Below are 15,622 nucleotides of genomic sequence, written 5' to 3'. Positions count from 1 at the left end.
TTATTGCTGAGCCGCGTAGATCGCCAACCCTGAAACCACATCCAGGGTAGAATCGGAACTCTGCACATCCTTGTCTGGAAAAACTCTTTCGACCAGTGCCTTGACGCCTTTTGCACGGCTCATACCGCCCGTAAGAGACACCATCTCGAAGTCCTCATCAGAGAACTCATTTAACAGCCCCTCAAGCTTCACCAGATACAAGGCCATTGCATCTGAGTAGATTGCGCCATCAAGATCGATTTCATGCTCTTCACCGATAAAGTCGACCACTTTACGGCTGCGGTCTGACTGGCCCAGCTCAATTTTGCTCTCTTCGGCCAATCGGTTTAAGCGAATAGTATTTCCTGATTTTTTTAGATGATGTAGCCGATTTTTGAATGGCTCCGGCATCAATCGAAAATCCGCCTCAATAAATTTTTTCTGGTACTCAATGTGCTGCACATTCGCGGCATAGGCGAAGTAGGAATTCAGGGCCGGCATACCTGTCACCACTTCCCCTTTGCCAAAGAACGGCATAAACCCCGCCTTGTTAAGCTCACGGTCTACGTCACTCCCCCCTAATAGGTATCCCTGCTGACGATGCGGAATGGGAGCAGGCTCAGCGCCTCCAAGAGTAACCAGGGACACATCTGCCGTACCACCGCCCAAGTCAACCACCAGAGCCTTTCTCGGAGAGTGTTGAGAAACATGGAATTGATAGGACGCGGCGCTCGGCTCATACATGAAGGAAACATTGGGCATGCCCGCCAACACGGCAGCATGGGTAATAATGGAAATCGCCCGGTTATTCTCTACATCGCTCTGCTTTTTCCCGAAGTTGACGGGACGGCCTATGATAACACCCTTCACTTTTTCCCCAGGAAACTGTAGCTCTACGGCTTCTGCAACCTTCCTGAACAAGCTTCCCAGTGCCCTTTCCAGAGGCGCAGTCAGACGAGATGACAAGTCATGAGCCAGGAAAGCCTTCGGGTTGTAGAGTAATAACCCTTTACGATCATTATTCAGGTAGGCATCAACCGCTGCATTGCCGAACATGACATCGTCCAGCTGACTCTGATCAAGATTACCAAGCACCCGGTCTCTGGCCGCTTCCGCCTCAAGCCATTGCCTACGGGCTGTCTCAAGTGCCTGCTGATCCTTTTCTTCTGGTGAAGTTTCAACTGGAGCAGGAATGCGATTCACTGCTTCTACGAGCAGCCGTTCATATTTAGGAGAAAGCACCCTTCCTTCTGTGTAACCCGCCGGGTCATTCCGAGCCTGACTGGTAACTTTGGCACGTTCAGAGCTCACTCTCTCTTTATAGCTCTTCTTCGCTTCCACCTCGGAGCGAACCAGTGCCGACCGGATGGAAGCGATCTCTGCACCATGCTCTGTAGCATCAAACTGATCTGCATTTGGAACATAAGCAGGAAAATAAATGGCCGTCCGGAATTGCGGCTCGCCATCGAACATGATCCGATGGATTTCACCTTCCCGATAAACAGCCAATGCAGAAAAGCTGGTGCCAAAGTCAAAACCGATCTTCATTGTCCGTCCTTAATCCTGTTCTGTACTGGCAGACACCTGCTCATCCTGCCAATTCCCATAGGTCTTGCCGGATCCTTCCACTGTCCACTGGGTACGGCCATTGGCGCTGCGGCCGGAGATAACCGCGGCGGCGGCGCTGGGGCTGGAGAAGGCCTGGTCGGTGGTGAAGGTGGTTAGGCCGCTCTCGGTAGGGGTGAGGATGCGATCTTCCAGCAGCTGGTTGAACAGGGTCTTGTAGCCACGGTCGGTGCCAACCCACTCTTCCCGGGCCAGGGAGCCCTGCAGCACAAAGAATTCACCATCCACTTCCTGGGCGCGGGCCTTGATCTGGTATTTCGGCACTTCCAGTACAAAGTAGGGGGATTCCTGCGGCGTTGCCGGTTGCACCTTTGGCTGACTGGTGGGGCGGGTGCTGTCGCGGAGAAAGTCGAATCCCAGTACCGGCAACACGGTACGGATCTGTTCCAGAAAGAAGGCCATGTCGGCCAGGTCCGCTTCCGGCAAATTGATGTAGTCGTGGGCGGTACCGTTAACCAGGGTACAGCGGGCCACATCACGGGCGTTCTGGATTAACAGGCTTTCCAGGTGTTTCACATGGGCCTTGGTCAGATTCTGGTCTTTGCTGGTGACCAAACAGACCTTTTCCCAGAAGTCTTTGCCACCTTGTTCTTCCGGGCGATTGTGCTGCTTGAGGCGCTTGCCCACATCGTCGGATTCGCCGATATACACCAGTGAGCGAAAACTGTTGTCCGGGTCCGGCCCCACCAGAAAGTAGATACCGGTACGCCCCACTTCCGGGCGCTGCACCAGTTCGCTGAGTTTGGAGCGCGGGCCGGTGAGCACATGGCCGGTCCAGTTCATGATCTCGGCAGTGAGCAGGCCATTGGGCGTGCCGTCTACCAGAAACAGGCGAATGCTGCGGCCTTGAGTCATGGAATATCCTTTTCCTTGGTGAATCGGTTTATTTTTTTCCTGAGCCCGGTTTGCCCCACGGGCAAGCCCCGTTTTTTATTGTCGTCATTTCCCCGGAAACAAACCCGGCATCCAGCGCTCGGCCAGCCGTGCCGGGAAGGCGATTTTCAGCGGTGCCCGGGTACTGGCAGAGGTCACCACGCCGGCATCCTGTAACGCAGAGACAATACGGCGCGCCTGGCGATCCCCTTTACCCACCGTCCCGGCCACCTCCCCACGTGGCAACTCGCCGCGATAGAGAATGGCGTCAAGCACATTGCCGGCATGCTGAGGCAAGGCCTCCAGGCGAATCTCTTCTTCCACCCAAAGCCGAATCCGCTCGCGAAGCCGGCCCGACTGCACCAGCTCCTCCATAAAACGGACCTGATCAATACAGGATTCCAGAAAGAACGCGGAAAACTCAGCCATTGCCCTTTCACTGCGGGCACCACGCCCATCCGTTACCCCCTGGCGAGGCTGATCACAGGCCATTAGATGTGTTTTATAGCGGTCATTTTGCCTGGCCAGCCCACGCGCCACCGACCAGAGCCCGCCAGTCTCCATGGCCTGTCGAAGCATGGCGTAGGACATGAGACGCACCACCCGCCCATTGCCATCCATAAAGGGGTGAATCCAGAGCAGGCGATGGTGCGCGGCCGCCGCCGAGACAATACTCTCCTGGTTCCCCAGGTTGCCATAGGCCTCTTCAAATCGGCCAAGGAAACGCGGCACTGCGCCGGGGCTGATCGCCACATGCCTGCCCACCTGCACATCACGAGTACGCAGCCTCCCCGGCTCCACCCGGTGACGCTCCCCGGATTCCGGATCGTCTACCCAGCACAGCTCATCAGGCAGTTGCTCATAGAACCGGCGATGGATCTCACAGATCCCCTCGGCGGAGATCACCCGCCCATCAAGCCCGCCCTCATCAATCCATTGCTGCACCGCCACATGAGCCCGGGCCTCCTGCTGCAAATCCCGGGCTTGCTTGTCGTCGCTATAATCGCCCTGTAAGGCACGCTCGATATCCACCGGGTGGGTGTTGTGGCCCTCAATCAGGTTGGAGTAATAGCAGTTCATGGTCCGCACCAGTTCCGACAGCGCAGCGACCACCTCCGGCGGCAGGCTGTTCTTGAACCCGGTAGAGCGGGTACCAAGCTGAAAAGCCAGCTCGGACAGCGGCGCACGGCGCGCTGAACCCTCAGCAAACCGCATGGGCTCCATCAGGGAGACGCTCTCCCCGCGATCCTCCGCCGCGGCTTCTTGCACATCAATGTCCGGTTTCATGTCCGCTTCCCAATGGAGCTTTTCCCTTTTATACCAGAAAGTTATAGATTCCATAAGGGCACAAAAGGCCACCCCATGGCCGGTTCAATGTCCGGTTCCATGACCGGATCCCGGCCGGCCAGCCTTAGGCAGGACAAAACGGAGCAGCGACACATACCGGCAGAGACAGCAATACCGGCAGATAACCGCGTGGCCGCTAGCAAAGCGCCTGGAACAGGGCCCGGTAAGCACATGGCCGGTCCAGTGCATGATTTCGGCAGTAAGCAGGCCGCTGGGCGTGCCGTCTACCAGAAACAGGCCAATGCTGCGGCCCTGGGTCATAGGATGTCCTTTTCTTGTTTCTGTTTTTCTTATGTAGGAGCTGCCGCGAGCCGCGAACCATATCCTGGTCCGTCGACATTCGCGGCTCAAGCGCCGCTCCTACAAAAATATCGATCAACCCTAGCTGGCGGCTTCTTCTGCGGCTTTCAATATGGGTTCCGGGCTAGTGGATTCGCTGGGCTGCCAACCTCTTACGTCGATCTTTCCGGTGACGGCGGCGGAAATAGTTGCGGCACGCCGCTCCTTTAGCAATCCAATATGCCTACTTGCCTCACCAAGTAACTTGGTTAGCTGCATGATACTGCTTCCTACAAAAGCAGAAATTTCTTTCTGCTCCGACAAGGGAGGAATCGGCAATTTCAAAAATCTGACATCTTCGTTAGAAATTTTGTACGTTCCATTAGCCGTTCTCGCCATATCCTCTATTTGCCGCCTTGCTACTTCGCTATTAATTAGCATCACTAGAAAACTAGGATCATATAATTTTTTATTAGGCACTATACGAATCAAAATATCCGGATAAATCACTTTACCTCGAGGAAGTTCTTCAACTATTCCAGCTCTACCAACCATCTTGATATTGCCGTTTCCCCTAACAATTAGAATATCTTCATTATTAAGAAAAAAGGAATGAGCCTCAGCACTAGAAACTTGCGCAAACTTTAAGTTTCCCTTAATCGATACTTTACCATCCCTGATCGCTGCGATAGAGAATGTTGGCACTCCACCTTCATCTTCTGCCAGAGGAGGAGACAGCCCATTTCTTGGCGATTTCTTAAGAGCATGCGAAAGTTTCCACAACATCCAATGCGCCGGCACCTCGCCAAGCCATTCCACCCCAGAGTCTTTCATGGGGGCGTTGGGGTTGAGGCCTTTGGTGACGGCGTGGGAGATGACGGCCTGGCGCTTTTCCTTGAGCAGTTCGATCAGGCGCTGCTGCTCGGCAATCAGGGCGTCGATTTTGGCGGTTTCGTGGTCGAGGAAGGCGGCGATTTTTTGCTGTTCTGGAGAAGGTGGAACAGGAATGACGATATTCTTCATCTCTGAATATCCCGTGCTCCATAGGTCTGCAACAATTCCTTTCCCGTACCGATAAAACTCCTCTTGAAATGGAACGCTTCGCAGTAAGTGATGTGCAAAGTACGGCTCTATCCCTTTCGGTCGAGCCACGATACAAATCAACGACACCGATCCGTCCCGCGGAGCCACTCCAGATGAGCCTTTACGGTCCGAGCGACTGTTGATTACAAAATCACCTTCCAGAACTTTTTTCCGGTTGTCCCCGTCTTGAGTTTTGGCAGCCGTCTCCAGTCGAGGAACGATTCCTTTCATTGTCACCGATAAAGGGGCGAAGTCTTTATCGCTAACTTTTTCCCTTCGCTCCTCAAAGAAATGTCCAAGTCGTTTCACTTTCCAGTGAGAAGGTACTAACCCAAGCCATTCGAGACCTGAATCCACATAGCTGTCGTACCTAGGAAAACTCATGCCGACAGCCCCTCAATCATGGCCTTGATCTTGTCGGTACAGGCTTGCAGATCTGCATCAATCTCTTCCAACGGGCGCGGCGGCTGGAATACATAGAAGTGTCGATTAAAGGGAATCTCGTAGCCGACGATACCGACTTCGCCGTCCTGCTCGTCACACTTGCTCTGGTCGATCCAGGCATCAGGTACATGGGGAATCACTTCGCGCTGGAAGTAGTCTTCCACGGTTTCGTTTAACGGCACGTTCTCGTTGTCACGCAGGCTGCTGTCCGCTTCCGGGTTGCCTTTCTTGTCGGTGCAGACGTCGGCCTCTTCATCCCGCTCGGACAGGGCATTGAGCACGGCCTTGAGCTGTGGGGCGCCCAGCTTGAAATCCAGCGGTTTGAGGGCGGCCTTGAGGGCTTTGCTGAAGGCATCCCGGTTGCGGTAGAGGGTGTCGGCATCCAGGGTGGCGATGGCATCGTGCAGGGCCTGTTGCTGATCGTCGTCCAGCTTCTGCAGGGGCTTTTCGTCGGCCAGTTTGGCAAGACGTTCCGGGCTGGCCTGGAAGTTGAGCTGCAGGGGGCGCTCCACGGTGATGCGGCGGTAACCAAAGGCGGTGGTGGGGAAGATCTTGCTTTCCTCGTTCTCCTCGAAGGCACCGTAGAGGCGGACGATGGCGTCGATATTGGCATCATCAATGTACTGACGCTTGGAACCCAGGGATTTGCGCATCTTGCTGTAGCGGTCCACCGCATTGATCAACTGCACCTTGCCCTGACGCTCGACGGGCTTGTTATTGGAGAGCACCCACACATAGGTGGCAATGCCGGTGTTGTAGAACATGTCGGTGGGCAGGGCGACGATGGCCTCCACCATGTCATGTTCCAGCAGGTAGCGGCGGATTTCCGATTCCCCGGAACCGGCGCCGCCGGTGAACAGGGGCGAGCCATTGAGGATGATGCCAATGCGGGAGCCACCTTCGCGGGGGTCGCGCATCTTGCTGACCAGGTGCATGAGGAACAGCAGGGAACCGTCGGATACCCGTGGCAGGCCGGGGCCGAAGCGCCCTTCGAAGCCTTTGGTCTTATGCTCGTCGGTGACCTGCTTCTGGACCTTCTTCCACTCCACCCCGAACGGGGGATTGGAGAGCATGTAATCGAAGCGAGTGCTGGCGAGCTGGTCGTCGGAGAGGGTGTTGCCCAGCTTGATGCTGTCCACTTCCTGACCCTTGATCAGCATGTCCGCCTTGCAGATGGCGTAGGACTCGGGATTCAGTTCCTGGCCAAACAATCGCACGGACACCTGCTGGCTAATTTGCTGGATGTATTCCTCCCCTTCCGAGAGGAAGCCACCGGTGCCCGCTGTCGGATCATAGATGGTGACAATACTGTGAGGCTTGAGCTTGTCATCCTGCCCGGTGAGCACCAGGGAGGTGGTGAGGTGAACGATATCGCGGGGGGTAAAGTGCTCCCCGGCGGTTTCGTTGGAGCTTTCCGCGAATTTGCGGATCAGCTCTTCGAAGATGATGCCCATGCCGAAGTTGCTGATGGTGTCGGGGCTCAGGTCGATGCTGGCGAAGCGCTGGACCACCTGATAGAGCAAGTCGGCGCTGTGCAGGGCCTGCACAAATTCCTCGAAGCGGAAGTGCTCGAAGATTTCCCGCGCATCGGCGCTGAAGGCCTGCACATAGCTCATCAAATCATCGCTGGTCTGGGTATCGGAGAGCTGGCCCAGGGTGAGCGGAGAGGCATTGAAGAACTGCTGCTCGGCGGCGCGCAGCAGCAGCTTTTCGCGCACGGCGTCGGTCTTGTCCTGATTCGCCTTGGCAGCATCCAGCACCTTGCCCTTGGTGGGCGCCAGCACGCATTCCAGGCGGCGTAGCAGGGTAAAGGGCAGGATCACCCGGCCATACTGGGATTGCTTGAAATCGCCACGCAGCAGGTCGGCAACCGACCAGATAAAGGCGGCTGTCTGGGAATGGTTTTCGGTATTCAAAGCGACTCCTTGGGTGTTCTTGCTCCGCATTGACCCGGCATGGGTGATACGCAACCGCGGCATCTTGTCCCGGGAAAATACCGGGTGGGGGACCATGAAACAAGGCTGCTACAGCCCGCCTCGCCGGATGTTCCCTCTTTAGGCATCAGTGGATAGTTTCATGGCGCCATGCTCCCGCCTTCCGCCCATTCCTTGACGGTGAAAGCGGGCTCGATAACGAAATCCTCGATTGCTGCTCCATCAGGTAACACGAGCGTCTCCTGTTCCAGGCAAAACGGCACCACATGCAACCAGTAGCCCTGCAAATCAAACACCGGCAAGGGCTCATTAAAGCGCTCGGTTTTCGGGTAGATCAGGAACAGATGCCCTCCCGGAGGCAGGTAGCGGTGCCCATAGGCAAACAGCTGGTAGAAGTCTGCCTGGCTCAAGCCGTATTTGTCGCGGCCATTATCCAGGCTGCTATCCAGCAGCTTCCATTTGGCATCGAGAATACAGACCGGGGTATTGCCGCGAAGAATAGCCAGATCCGGGCAGAGCCGGAACCAACCCTGGCCGCCCTGACCGGCCAGGTAATGGCGGCTGATTTGCTCCCGCAGTTGCAGGCCCGCCGGCAAGCCACCCTTCAGCACTTTACCCAGATAGGCCTCATAAAGCCGCTCCATGGGGAAGAGCAGCGACAGTCCCTGGTGCTCGCCCTGTGAGACAAAGGGCAGACGGTTTTCCAGAATTAACGCCACCCAGGGTTTGATCACCCGGTAACGCTGCATTTCCCGGCCTTCTTTCCAGGCCTGCAAATCGCGCTTGGTATTACCGGAGGCGGGAACCGCATCCAGATAATAGAGCAGCTCACGGGCCTTGCGGTTGTTATCCAGGGTTTCTGACCAGCGCAACAACTTTAGCAATGCGCTTTTCAGCAGGCGATTTTCCGGTCGGTCCGGGGTGTATTCGTCATAGCAGACCTGAAAGCGGGTTTCGTTGCCCGGGCGTTGCTGGATTTGCGCCGCCACATCCAGTTTGCCTTTCACGCTGGTCAGGCTGGCACGCGTCTGCTGATAGTGACTGCGAAGCCCCCCGCGCAGGAAGGTGGCGAATTCGCCAAGCACAAAATCGATCAGTGACTGCAACCAGGGGCGCCGAGCGGTATTCAGGGACGCCATGCCGGATTCCCTGAACGGGATGTCCATTACGGTGGTGAGCATCTTGAGCAAAAGCCCACGGGCACGGTCTGCGCCTTGCTCTCCCTCGGTCATTTTCGGGAGCACTTCAATCTGCGTACCGGTTGACAGGGTGATCACGCCCACATGGCTCCCTACCCGTACGCATTCATTGCCCGCCCGTGATATCAGGCTCAGGTAGGGCTGCCCTGCCAACGCCTCCTGCTTCAGCAACGCAAAGTCCGCATCTGCAAGGCACTGGGCATCCAACCCACAGGACGCCCCGGTGGCTGTCAGCACGCCGAATTCACGAATCGTGATCGCCATTGATCCGGCCTACTCGTAGATGGACTTATAAGTCTCAGGGGACGCTAACGCTTGATGATTGCGCTCCCAGACGATACTGCGTGCGCCCTGCCAGTCATCACCCATTAACCGGTAGAAGTCCTGATCACTCATGGCCTGGGAGTAAATCGGCAACACGCCTTGTGGCTTCCTGTCATCCGCCAGCACTTGGCGAATACGCTGCCAGTCTTCGAAGAAATATTCTTCCAGCAGCGGCAGGATCTGGTTTTGAAAAATAGCTGCCAGGTCCGATATCTTTGGCTCCTTCATATCACCCAGCGGCATGAAGTAGGAGTGACCAATGGTGTGGTCACGATCATAGACGACCGCAATCCGCTGATTGATGGTGTTCAGCAATTTGGCGATATCAATCCCTTCAATCTTAGGTAGTGCTTCAAGCACAGAGGGCTTTGGAAGGACTTCTTCAAAGGTGAACCGACGGCGTAGCGCTGTGTCCAGGTGCACCAGCGAACGGTCTGCCGTGTTCATGGTGCCAATCAGATATAGATTGGAAGGTACCGAAAAGGGCTTTTTCGAGTAAGGCAAGATCACACTCACCGCATCCGATGCATCTTCTCGCTTGCTGGGTTCAAGCAGGGTAATCAATTCGCCAAAGATGCTGGAGACATTACCCCGGTTAATCTCGTCGATGATCAGTACGTAGCCATTCTTCGGGTCAGCTTGTGCCTTTTCCGCAATATTCTGAAAAATGCCCTTGTCAATAAAATAACGAATCGTGTTATCCACGGTTTTGGCTTTCAGGCCTTCTACAAAGTCTTCATAGCTGAAGCTCTGGTGAAACGTGACGAAGGCGACGCGTCCATCTTCTACCAACGCATCATAACGACTCTTCAGTTGGTGCTTGTCCAGCTCTTTGGCGGCTTCTCCGTCTGCAATCCTGACCGCCCGACGTAGGGCATGATGGGTTTTACCTGTTCCTGGGGGGCCATAAAGGATGACATTCAGCGAGTATTCAGATTGGAACCCGGGAGGCGCTTCCACCGCATATTCGGCATCCTGCTCTTCAACCGCCGCCCGTTCAGCATCACCATGCTCGTAAAAATCAAAAGGCACACCTGGATGCGCCTTTTCATACTGTTCTCTGGCCTTTAAAAGGTACATATCAAGTTCCGTCTCAGTCATGTCAGAAAACTCAGGTGCCGCAATTCCAAGATGACGAGCGACAAAATCTCGCTTGTGCGCCAATGACACAACCCGTTCAAAGCTTTCCGGGAAGAACAGAAATTTAATGACATGCTGAAACTGTCTGTAGCCCTCTTGATCAATCTCTATTAGCCAGTTACTAAACCCCCAAGGCTCAGAGAGAATAGCTTCCCTCTTCTCTGTGGTTAGCGATTTGAATGCCGCGACAATACGCATCAAATAGAGCAATTCACGCCATCGCTGTGTGTTGTAAGCGAGACCGGGATTAAACGCACCCTGTAATGCGTCATCACTAAACCAGACTGCATCCCGGTCTACGCTCTTCCCGCACCACTTCAGAATCGTTTCCACAATTTCTATCTTTTTACCCGAACTGATGTTCGATTGGGGAAGCACTAGAAGGTAATTCATTTCTGCCATTAGCTGGCACTGTTCCGGCGAGGTACCTTCAATCTGGCTTTCCATTTTTTCCAGATAGCCACCTTCCCCCTTGTCGATATTGTTCGTATAGAGATCAAGAAGGCTGCGAGCGTTGTCTTTTGTCCACACCTTTTCATCTGAAAAAATCGATAGATCTTCCCTGAAACAGCGATCCTTTATGGCTTTCGCCACTTCGAACATGGAATCGGTTTCAAACCCTGGGCAATACCTTGCCATTACACGCTCCTTTCAAATTATTCTTTTATCGCTGGGCCGCCATGAACACCACGGGCACTAGGCGCGCCCCGCCTGCTTTTCTCGAAAATGCTCTCTATGATGATTCAGGTAAGCCTGGTGACTGTCATCCAGGTTGACGACCATGTCCTTGTTAATACCTAGCTTCCCAGGGTCTTCCAGGTGACTGGAAATCAAGATGCGACCGCTCTTGTCAAAGCTGATTAACTGTCGATCAAATACCTTATCCAAGTTCGGGACCAGCAACAGGCCATTGAAGGGATCCAGCCGCTCCCTGTTATCCGCCTCACGCCAAGGCTTGATGTGGGAAGCAATCAGCAGGCGCACATCCGGGTACTGGGTGACGGCGCAGCCGCGCCAATAGCCCACCAGCCCCTCTCTGAACTTGCCGTGACCGAGACGAGTGGTGCGCAGCGTGCTGCGTTCGGTTTCTGAGAGGGTTATATCGTTATCCAGATCTGCCAGATCGTTGGTTAATTCATAATCTGTGGCGTCTTTCAAAAACTGGCCGTACAGGCGCAGGGCAGCACTGTACATACCGTGGCCTGTGTCATCTTTTACCTGAAAGGCGGGCTGGCTTTCGATGTGTTTGCTGAGCTGCTGGTATTGCTCCACCGAGCCCACATCAAAGAAGGATTCGATCCGCATCCCTTCGCCCTGCAACAACTTCGGCAGGGTGTTGTTCAATGCCCCGGCGTAGTTTTTGATGGTGCGCTCGCTTTTGCCAATGGAATCGGCCCAGTGGGAAAAGTGTTTGCGTCGATTCTGAAGATTGGCAAACAGGGCCGCTTCGATTTGCGGCTGCATGGCAGGATCCCGGAACAGATTGAATAACGGTGTGTCCAGCCAGGCATAGTCGATCAACTGCGGTGTTGAACGGGGGCCCGGGGCTTTATGGTCTCTTACCCTCCGTTGATACTCCTCCTCTTTTCCGGCGGCGGGTTTGTGGTGCCAAAAACCGGATGAGCGTAGATAAAAGTACGGAAACTCCGGGTTGTCCCGGTCATTGTCCTGCTTTAACCGCTCAAAGCGTTTTGTGAATGCCTGCCTTAGAGAGTCATTGAAGGGAATCCGGTTCTCCTTCAAGGCCCCAGCACGGATCAGATCCAGCACCGCCAACAACAGGCACACCTTGTGAGGGCGCGGCCGGTCTTTGGTGCGATCCATACGCAGGCTGCTGAGCTGGTCCAGATACCGGGCGGGAGTCATTGTTCACTCCAGTAATCCGCCTGTCCCGGCTTCACCCAACGCACTCCCCCTTTGGGGTCTTCGCTGTCACCCTGGTAGCGGGGAATGATATGGCAGTGCATGTGCGGGACGGTTTGGCCGGCTACTTCGCCGCAATTCATACCGATGTTGTAGGCATCCGGAGAATAGCGCTGGTCCAGCCAGGTTTTTGCCTGGTTGATTAGCTGCATGACGGCGGTCTGTTCCTGCTCGGTGAGGCAGAACCAGTCGTTGGCGTGGCGTTTGGGGATGACCAGCAGGTGGCCGGGGGAGATGGGGAATTTGTCTTCGCGCACATAGGCCAGGGCATTTTGCAGGCTCGGGCCATCCGGTACTGCGTCCGGCACGGTACAAAATGGACACTCTAGCATTGCCATCCCCTTCTACTGCCTTGGCATTCCCTGCCTGAAGGCTGTTCATTCTTATTTGAGAACCTTATCACAAGGCTAAATAGCTGCCAGGCTTCTCTCACCACTTTTTCGTACCTGGCTGACGAGACGCGCGGCTAATCTCTCTTGAATACTAGCTAACCGCTACTCAGTAGTAAGTGTTTTTATTCTGGCATCAGGCTGGCGGGAAACACATAACCACCGCAAAAAGCCTGGATAGTGCAATTCTGCTTATTCCTGATTTGGGTAAATCACCTGCCACTCCCCTGCCGTTGCCGCCCAGAAAACTGTGACGCCCCGCCACGCGGGCTTCAGCGGGGTATCATAGAGTGAAGGTATGACGTTATTCACAGGGATGGGTTAATCATGACAATCCAGCATCACCATAAATGCCTGGGGCTGGTAATGGCTGCCAGCCTCCTTCTGCTTACTGCCTGTGGCGGCTCGTCCGGTTCGGATTCTGCCGCGCCGGCAACAACAACACCGCCTGATAGCAGCACCGATGCCGAATGGAATAACAGCAACTGGAATGAGGGAGAATGGCAATGAGCATTTCACCAATGGCAGTAACCCTGACAGGCTCTTTGGCTTTGTTGTCACTCACCCTGGCCGCGCCTTTGTCTGCCGCCGGGGTAAGCGGGCTGACCACCTTTGTGCCCAATACGCCCGCGCTGGCAGAAGAAGTGAACGGCAACTTCGATGCGGTGAAGTCGGCCGTTGACGATAATGATCAGCGGATTACCGACCTGGAGGCGAAGACGCCGGATGGGGCGGTGTCGTTGTCGGCGTTTGCGTTTTCGGAGTGGACCGACAGCAATAACAGCAGCTCCAAGTGTCAGATGCTGCGGATTGTTAACTATGCCTATTTTGATCTTTTCTGGGCAAAATCGACCACCTGCAGCATGACGGCTCCGGCTCATCTGCCACAGGGAGCAACGGTTACTGGGCTTGCCTGTCTGGTGGACGACGAACTCTATGGCTCTACGGAAGACAGTAATTTTTACCCGATTTCACTGCGTCGGCTTGATCTGGCGACAGCCAATACCACCAACATTTATTCGACCAGCACAGTCTCATCCAACAGCGGGCTGCAAACGTTGACGGGCATCCCCTCTACACCAACGGCGGAAGACCTGATCATCGACAATAGCCAGTATGCCTACACGGTGATGGTTACTGCTCTTTATGCAGATGATGTAAATGCGGCCGTTGCGGGCAATAACCTGAAACTTCATGGCTGCACGGTGGAGTACAGCCTGCCGTAGGGTGTGAGAAGTGAGGAGAGCAATCTGAGGCGAGTGCGTTGGCTACGTGCAGCCTGACTAGCCAAACATCGCAACGACAGGCACAAAAAAGCCCGGCTGTTTTCAGCCGGGCTTTTTTGACTCTCGATTGGTCGGACGGGAGGATTCGAACCTCCGGCCCCTTGCACCCCATAAAGGTTACAGCTTGTCCGTCGCCGTCCAACAGAATCTATAAACCATTAAATATCAGTAAGTTAGTTAAAAATACATCTTTGCATTGTCCAACAACGTCCACTAGAATCCACCGAAAGCGATTGAGAAACGGTGACGGAACGGTGACGAGATTTCGGAGCATACATGGGCATCATCACAGATAGACACCTCACTCCAAAAGACCCCAAAGATGCCTGGCTAACCGAAGACGGCCCACGTGGGCATGGTCGATTCATGGTCAGACTTCAGCCAAACGGGAAGCATCTCTTCTACTTCCGTTACAGTGACCAGACAGGTAAACGCCAGTTTCACCCGCTTGGAGTTTACTCACGCACTGGCACCACCGGGCTCACTCTCAAGCAAGCCCGCACCCAAGCCAGCGAGTTATCGCGGCTCTACGTCTCAGGCATCAAGAACATTGGAGAGCACCTTAACTCAGAACGGGCCGCTCGAGAGGCCGCTAGGCAAGCAGAGCTATCACGCCTTGAGCAAGAAGCGGCACAAAAAGAGGCCGAGGCCGCTGCACTGGCTTCTCGGCAAACCGTTTCCCAGCTCTTTGAGCGATGGATGGAAATTGACGTGTCACACCGGAAAGACAAGGGTACAGAAGTCCGGCGCATGTTCGAGAAGGACGTTCTCCCCCTCATTGGCCAAGTCTTTGTCGCAGACATCCGTAAAGGGCACATCACTCAGGTGACAGATGCCATGGCGGCACGGGGTGTCACCCGCATGGTGAAAGTCGTATTCAGCCTGATGCGACAGATGTTCCGCTTTGCCGTGGACCGAGACATCATTGAATTCGACCCCAGCAGCAGTATTCGGAAAGCCAAAATCGGAGGTAAGGAGACTGAACGTGACCGAGTGCTATCCGAGGACGAGATTCGACAACTGACAAACGCCCTACCCTCTGCCAACCTGCTGAAAACCTCTGAATTGGCTGTCTGGATAGCACTTTCCACCTGTTGCCGCATTGGTGAACTTCTGGCGGCACGCTGGGAGTATATTGACCTAGAGCAAAGAACTTGGCTTATTCCTGCCGAAAACAGCAAGAACGGCAAGCCTCATCAAGTACACCTGTCAGCCTTTTCTGTCAGTTTCTTCCAACAGCTGCAGGAAATGACAGGCCTGTCCCCATGGTGCTACCCGAACAGAGCGGAAACCGGCCCTCTCTGCTCAAAAACCATAACCAAGCAGCTTTCTGACCGACAGCGCCCGTCAAATAGTGGCACCATGAGCAATCGCACTAACAACGCGCAAGCTCTTTGTTTACCCGGTGGCAAGTGGACACCTCACGACCTTCGCAGAACCGGCGCAACCATGATGACCGCTCTAGGCGTACTTCCTGAAGTCGCAGAACGCTGCCTGAACCACACCGAAGAAAATAGGGTTAAAAGGACCTATCAACGCCATAGCTATACCAAGGAATGCAGCGAGGCTTGGGAGAAATTGGGCTCCCGGCTCCAGGATCTGACAGAACCAAGATGATAGCTGATGCGTTAAATGGGAGTTTTCGCTCCAAGTGACATCTAGAGCTCAACTAAGCATTCAGGCTACCTACTCTTTCTATGAAGAATATACTCACATATTTGACCCACGCCTAAATAACACGCCTATTATTGAATTCTGACAGCCAGCAATCGACCGCGGTTTCGGATAATAAGTGC

General features: G+C 54.6%; 11 protein-coding genes. 2 read left to right on the top strand and 9 right to left on the bottom strand.

What is annotated here, in order from left to right; all coding sequences use genetic code 11:
• The 9 genes from B3Q33_RS16480 to B3Q33_RS16440 form a co-directional block, all read right to left on the bottom strand.
• On the bottom strand, positions 1-1,527 hold the full coding sequence (locus B3Q33_RS16480) for an Hsp70 family protein (protein ID WP_272974689.1): 1,527 nt from the start codon (positions 1,525-1,527) through the stop codon (positions 1-3).
• Between the two features lie 9 nt (positions 1,528-1,536).
• Positions 1,537-2,460, bottom strand: coding sequence for a GIY-YIG nuclease family protein (locus B3Q33_RS16475; RefSeq protein WP_272980074.1), 924 nt, complete (start codon positions 2,458-2,460; stop codon positions 1,537-1,539).
• Between the two features lie 84 nt (positions 2,461-2,544).
• A complete protein-coding gene (locus B3Q33_RS16470; protein ID WP_272974687.1) occupies positions 2,545-3,765 on the bottom strand; it encodes a Fic family protein in 1,221 nt (406 codons plus the stop codon).
• Between the two features lie 441 nt (positions 3,766-4,206).
• Positions 4,207-5,571: a restriction endonuclease subunit S gene (locus tag B3Q33_RS16465; RefSeq protein WP_272974686.1), complete on the bottom strand. Its 1,365-nt coding sequence runs from the start codon at positions 5,569-5,571 to the stop codon at positions 4,207-4,209.
• Positions 5,568-7,547 carry a type I restriction-modification system subunit M gene (locus B3Q33_RS16460; RefSeq protein ID WP_273009070.1) on the bottom strand — a complete coding sequence of 660 codons (1,980 nt, stop codon included), beginning with the start codon at positions 7,545-7,547 and terminating at the stop codon, positions 5,568-5,570. Before B3Q33_RS16460 ends, B3Q33_RS16465 begins: the two co-directional genes overlap by 4 nt.
• A 158-nt stretch (positions 7,548-7,705) precedes the next feature.
• Positions 7,706-9,028, bottom strand: a complete 1,323-nt coding sequence (locus B3Q33_RS16455; protein WP_272974772.1) for an McrC family protein — start codon at positions 9,026-9,028, stop codon at positions 7,706-7,708.
• A gap of 9 nt (positions 9,029-9,037) precedes the next feature.
• The gene (locus tag B3Q33_RS16450) at positions 9,038-10,867 is read right to left on the bottom strand and encodes an McrB family protein (protein WP_273009068.1); all 1,830 of its coding nucleotides are present in this window, start codon (positions 10,865-10,867) and stop codon (positions 9,038-9,040) included.
• Between the two features lie 57 nt (positions 10,868-10,924).
• Positions 10,925-12,094: an HNH endonuclease gene (locus tag B3Q33_RS16445; protein ID WP_272974774.1), complete on the bottom strand. Its 1,170-nt coding sequence runs from the start codon at positions 12,092-12,094 to the stop codon at positions 10,925-10,927.
• Positions 12,091-12,483, bottom strand: coding sequence for an HIT family protein (locus B3Q33_RS16440; RefSeq protein ID WP_272974775.1), 393 nt, complete (start codon positions 12,481-12,483; stop codon positions 12,091-12,093). The genes B3Q33_RS16445 and B3Q33_RS16440 overlap by 4 nt, the downstream gene beginning before the upstream one ends.
• Before the next feature lie 563 nt (positions 12,484-13,046).
• On the opposite strand from B3Q33_RS16440, the gene B3Q33_RS16435 reads away from it, so the two are divergent.
• Together B3Q33_RS16435 and B3Q33_RS16430 are read left to right on the top strand one after the other, a co-directional pair.
• Complete coding sequence (locus B3Q33_RS16435; protein ID WP_272974776.1) at positions 13,047-13,766, top strand: hypothetical protein; 720 nt, start codon at positions 13,047-13,049, stop codon at positions 13,764-13,766.
• A 336-nt stretch (positions 13,767-14,102) separates the two neighbouring features.
• Complete coding sequence (locus B3Q33_RS16430; protein ID WP_007150272.1) at positions 14,103-15,443, top strand: tyrosine-type recombinase/integrase; 1,341 nt, start codon at positions 14,103-14,105, stop codon at positions 15,441-15,443.
• Positions 15,444-15,622 lie beyond the last annotated feature (179 nt).

Source organism: Alcanivorax sp. UBA3183 (genome assembly GCF_002364155.1).
Lineage (GTDB): Bacteria > Pseudomonadota > Gammaproteobacteria > Pseudomonadales > Alcanivoracaceae > Alcanivorax > Alcanivorax jadensis.
This window is presented reverse-complemented; position numbering and strand designations above follow the sequence as displayed.

Coding starts and splice junctions, on each gene's coding strand:
- B3Q33_RS16435 (WP_272974776.1), top strand. CDS start 13,047: ATGAGCATTTCACCAATGGCAGTAACCCTGACAGGCTCTTTGGCTTTG.
- B3Q33_RS16480 (WP_272974689.1), bottom strand. CDS start 1,527: ATGAAGATCGGTTTTGACTTTGGCACCAGCTTTTCTGCATTGGCTGTT.
- B3Q33_RS16430 (WP_007150272.1), top strand. CDS start 14,103: ATGGGCATCATCACAGATAGACACCTCACTCCAAAAGACCCCAAAGAT.
- B3Q33_RS16465 (WP_272974686.1), bottom strand. CDS start 5,571: ATGAGTTTTCCTAGGTACGACAGCTATGTGGATTCAGGTCTCGAATGG.
- B3Q33_RS16475 (WP_272980074.1), bottom strand. CDS start 2,460: ATGACTCAAGGCCGCAGCATTCGCCTGTTTCTGGTAGACGGCACGCCC.
- B3Q33_RS16440 (WP_272974775.1), bottom strand. CDS start 12,483: ATGCTAGAGTGTCCATTTTGTACCGTGCCGGACGCAGTACCGGATGGC.
- B3Q33_RS16450 (WP_273009068.1), bottom strand. CDS start 10,867: ATGGCAAGGTATTGCCCAGGGTTTGAAACCGATTCCATGTTCGAAGTG.
- B3Q33_RS16470 (WP_272974687.1), bottom strand. CDS start 3,765: ATGAAACCGGACATTGATGTGCAAGAAGCCGCGGCGGAGGATCGCGGG.
- B3Q33_RS16445 (WP_272974774.1), bottom strand. CDS start 12,094: ATGACTCCCGCCCGGTATCTGGACCAGCTCAGCAGCCTGCGTATGGAT.
- B3Q33_RS16455 (WP_272974772.1), bottom strand. CDS start 9,028: ATGGCGATCACGATTCGTGAATTCGGCGTGCTGACAGCCACCGGGGCG.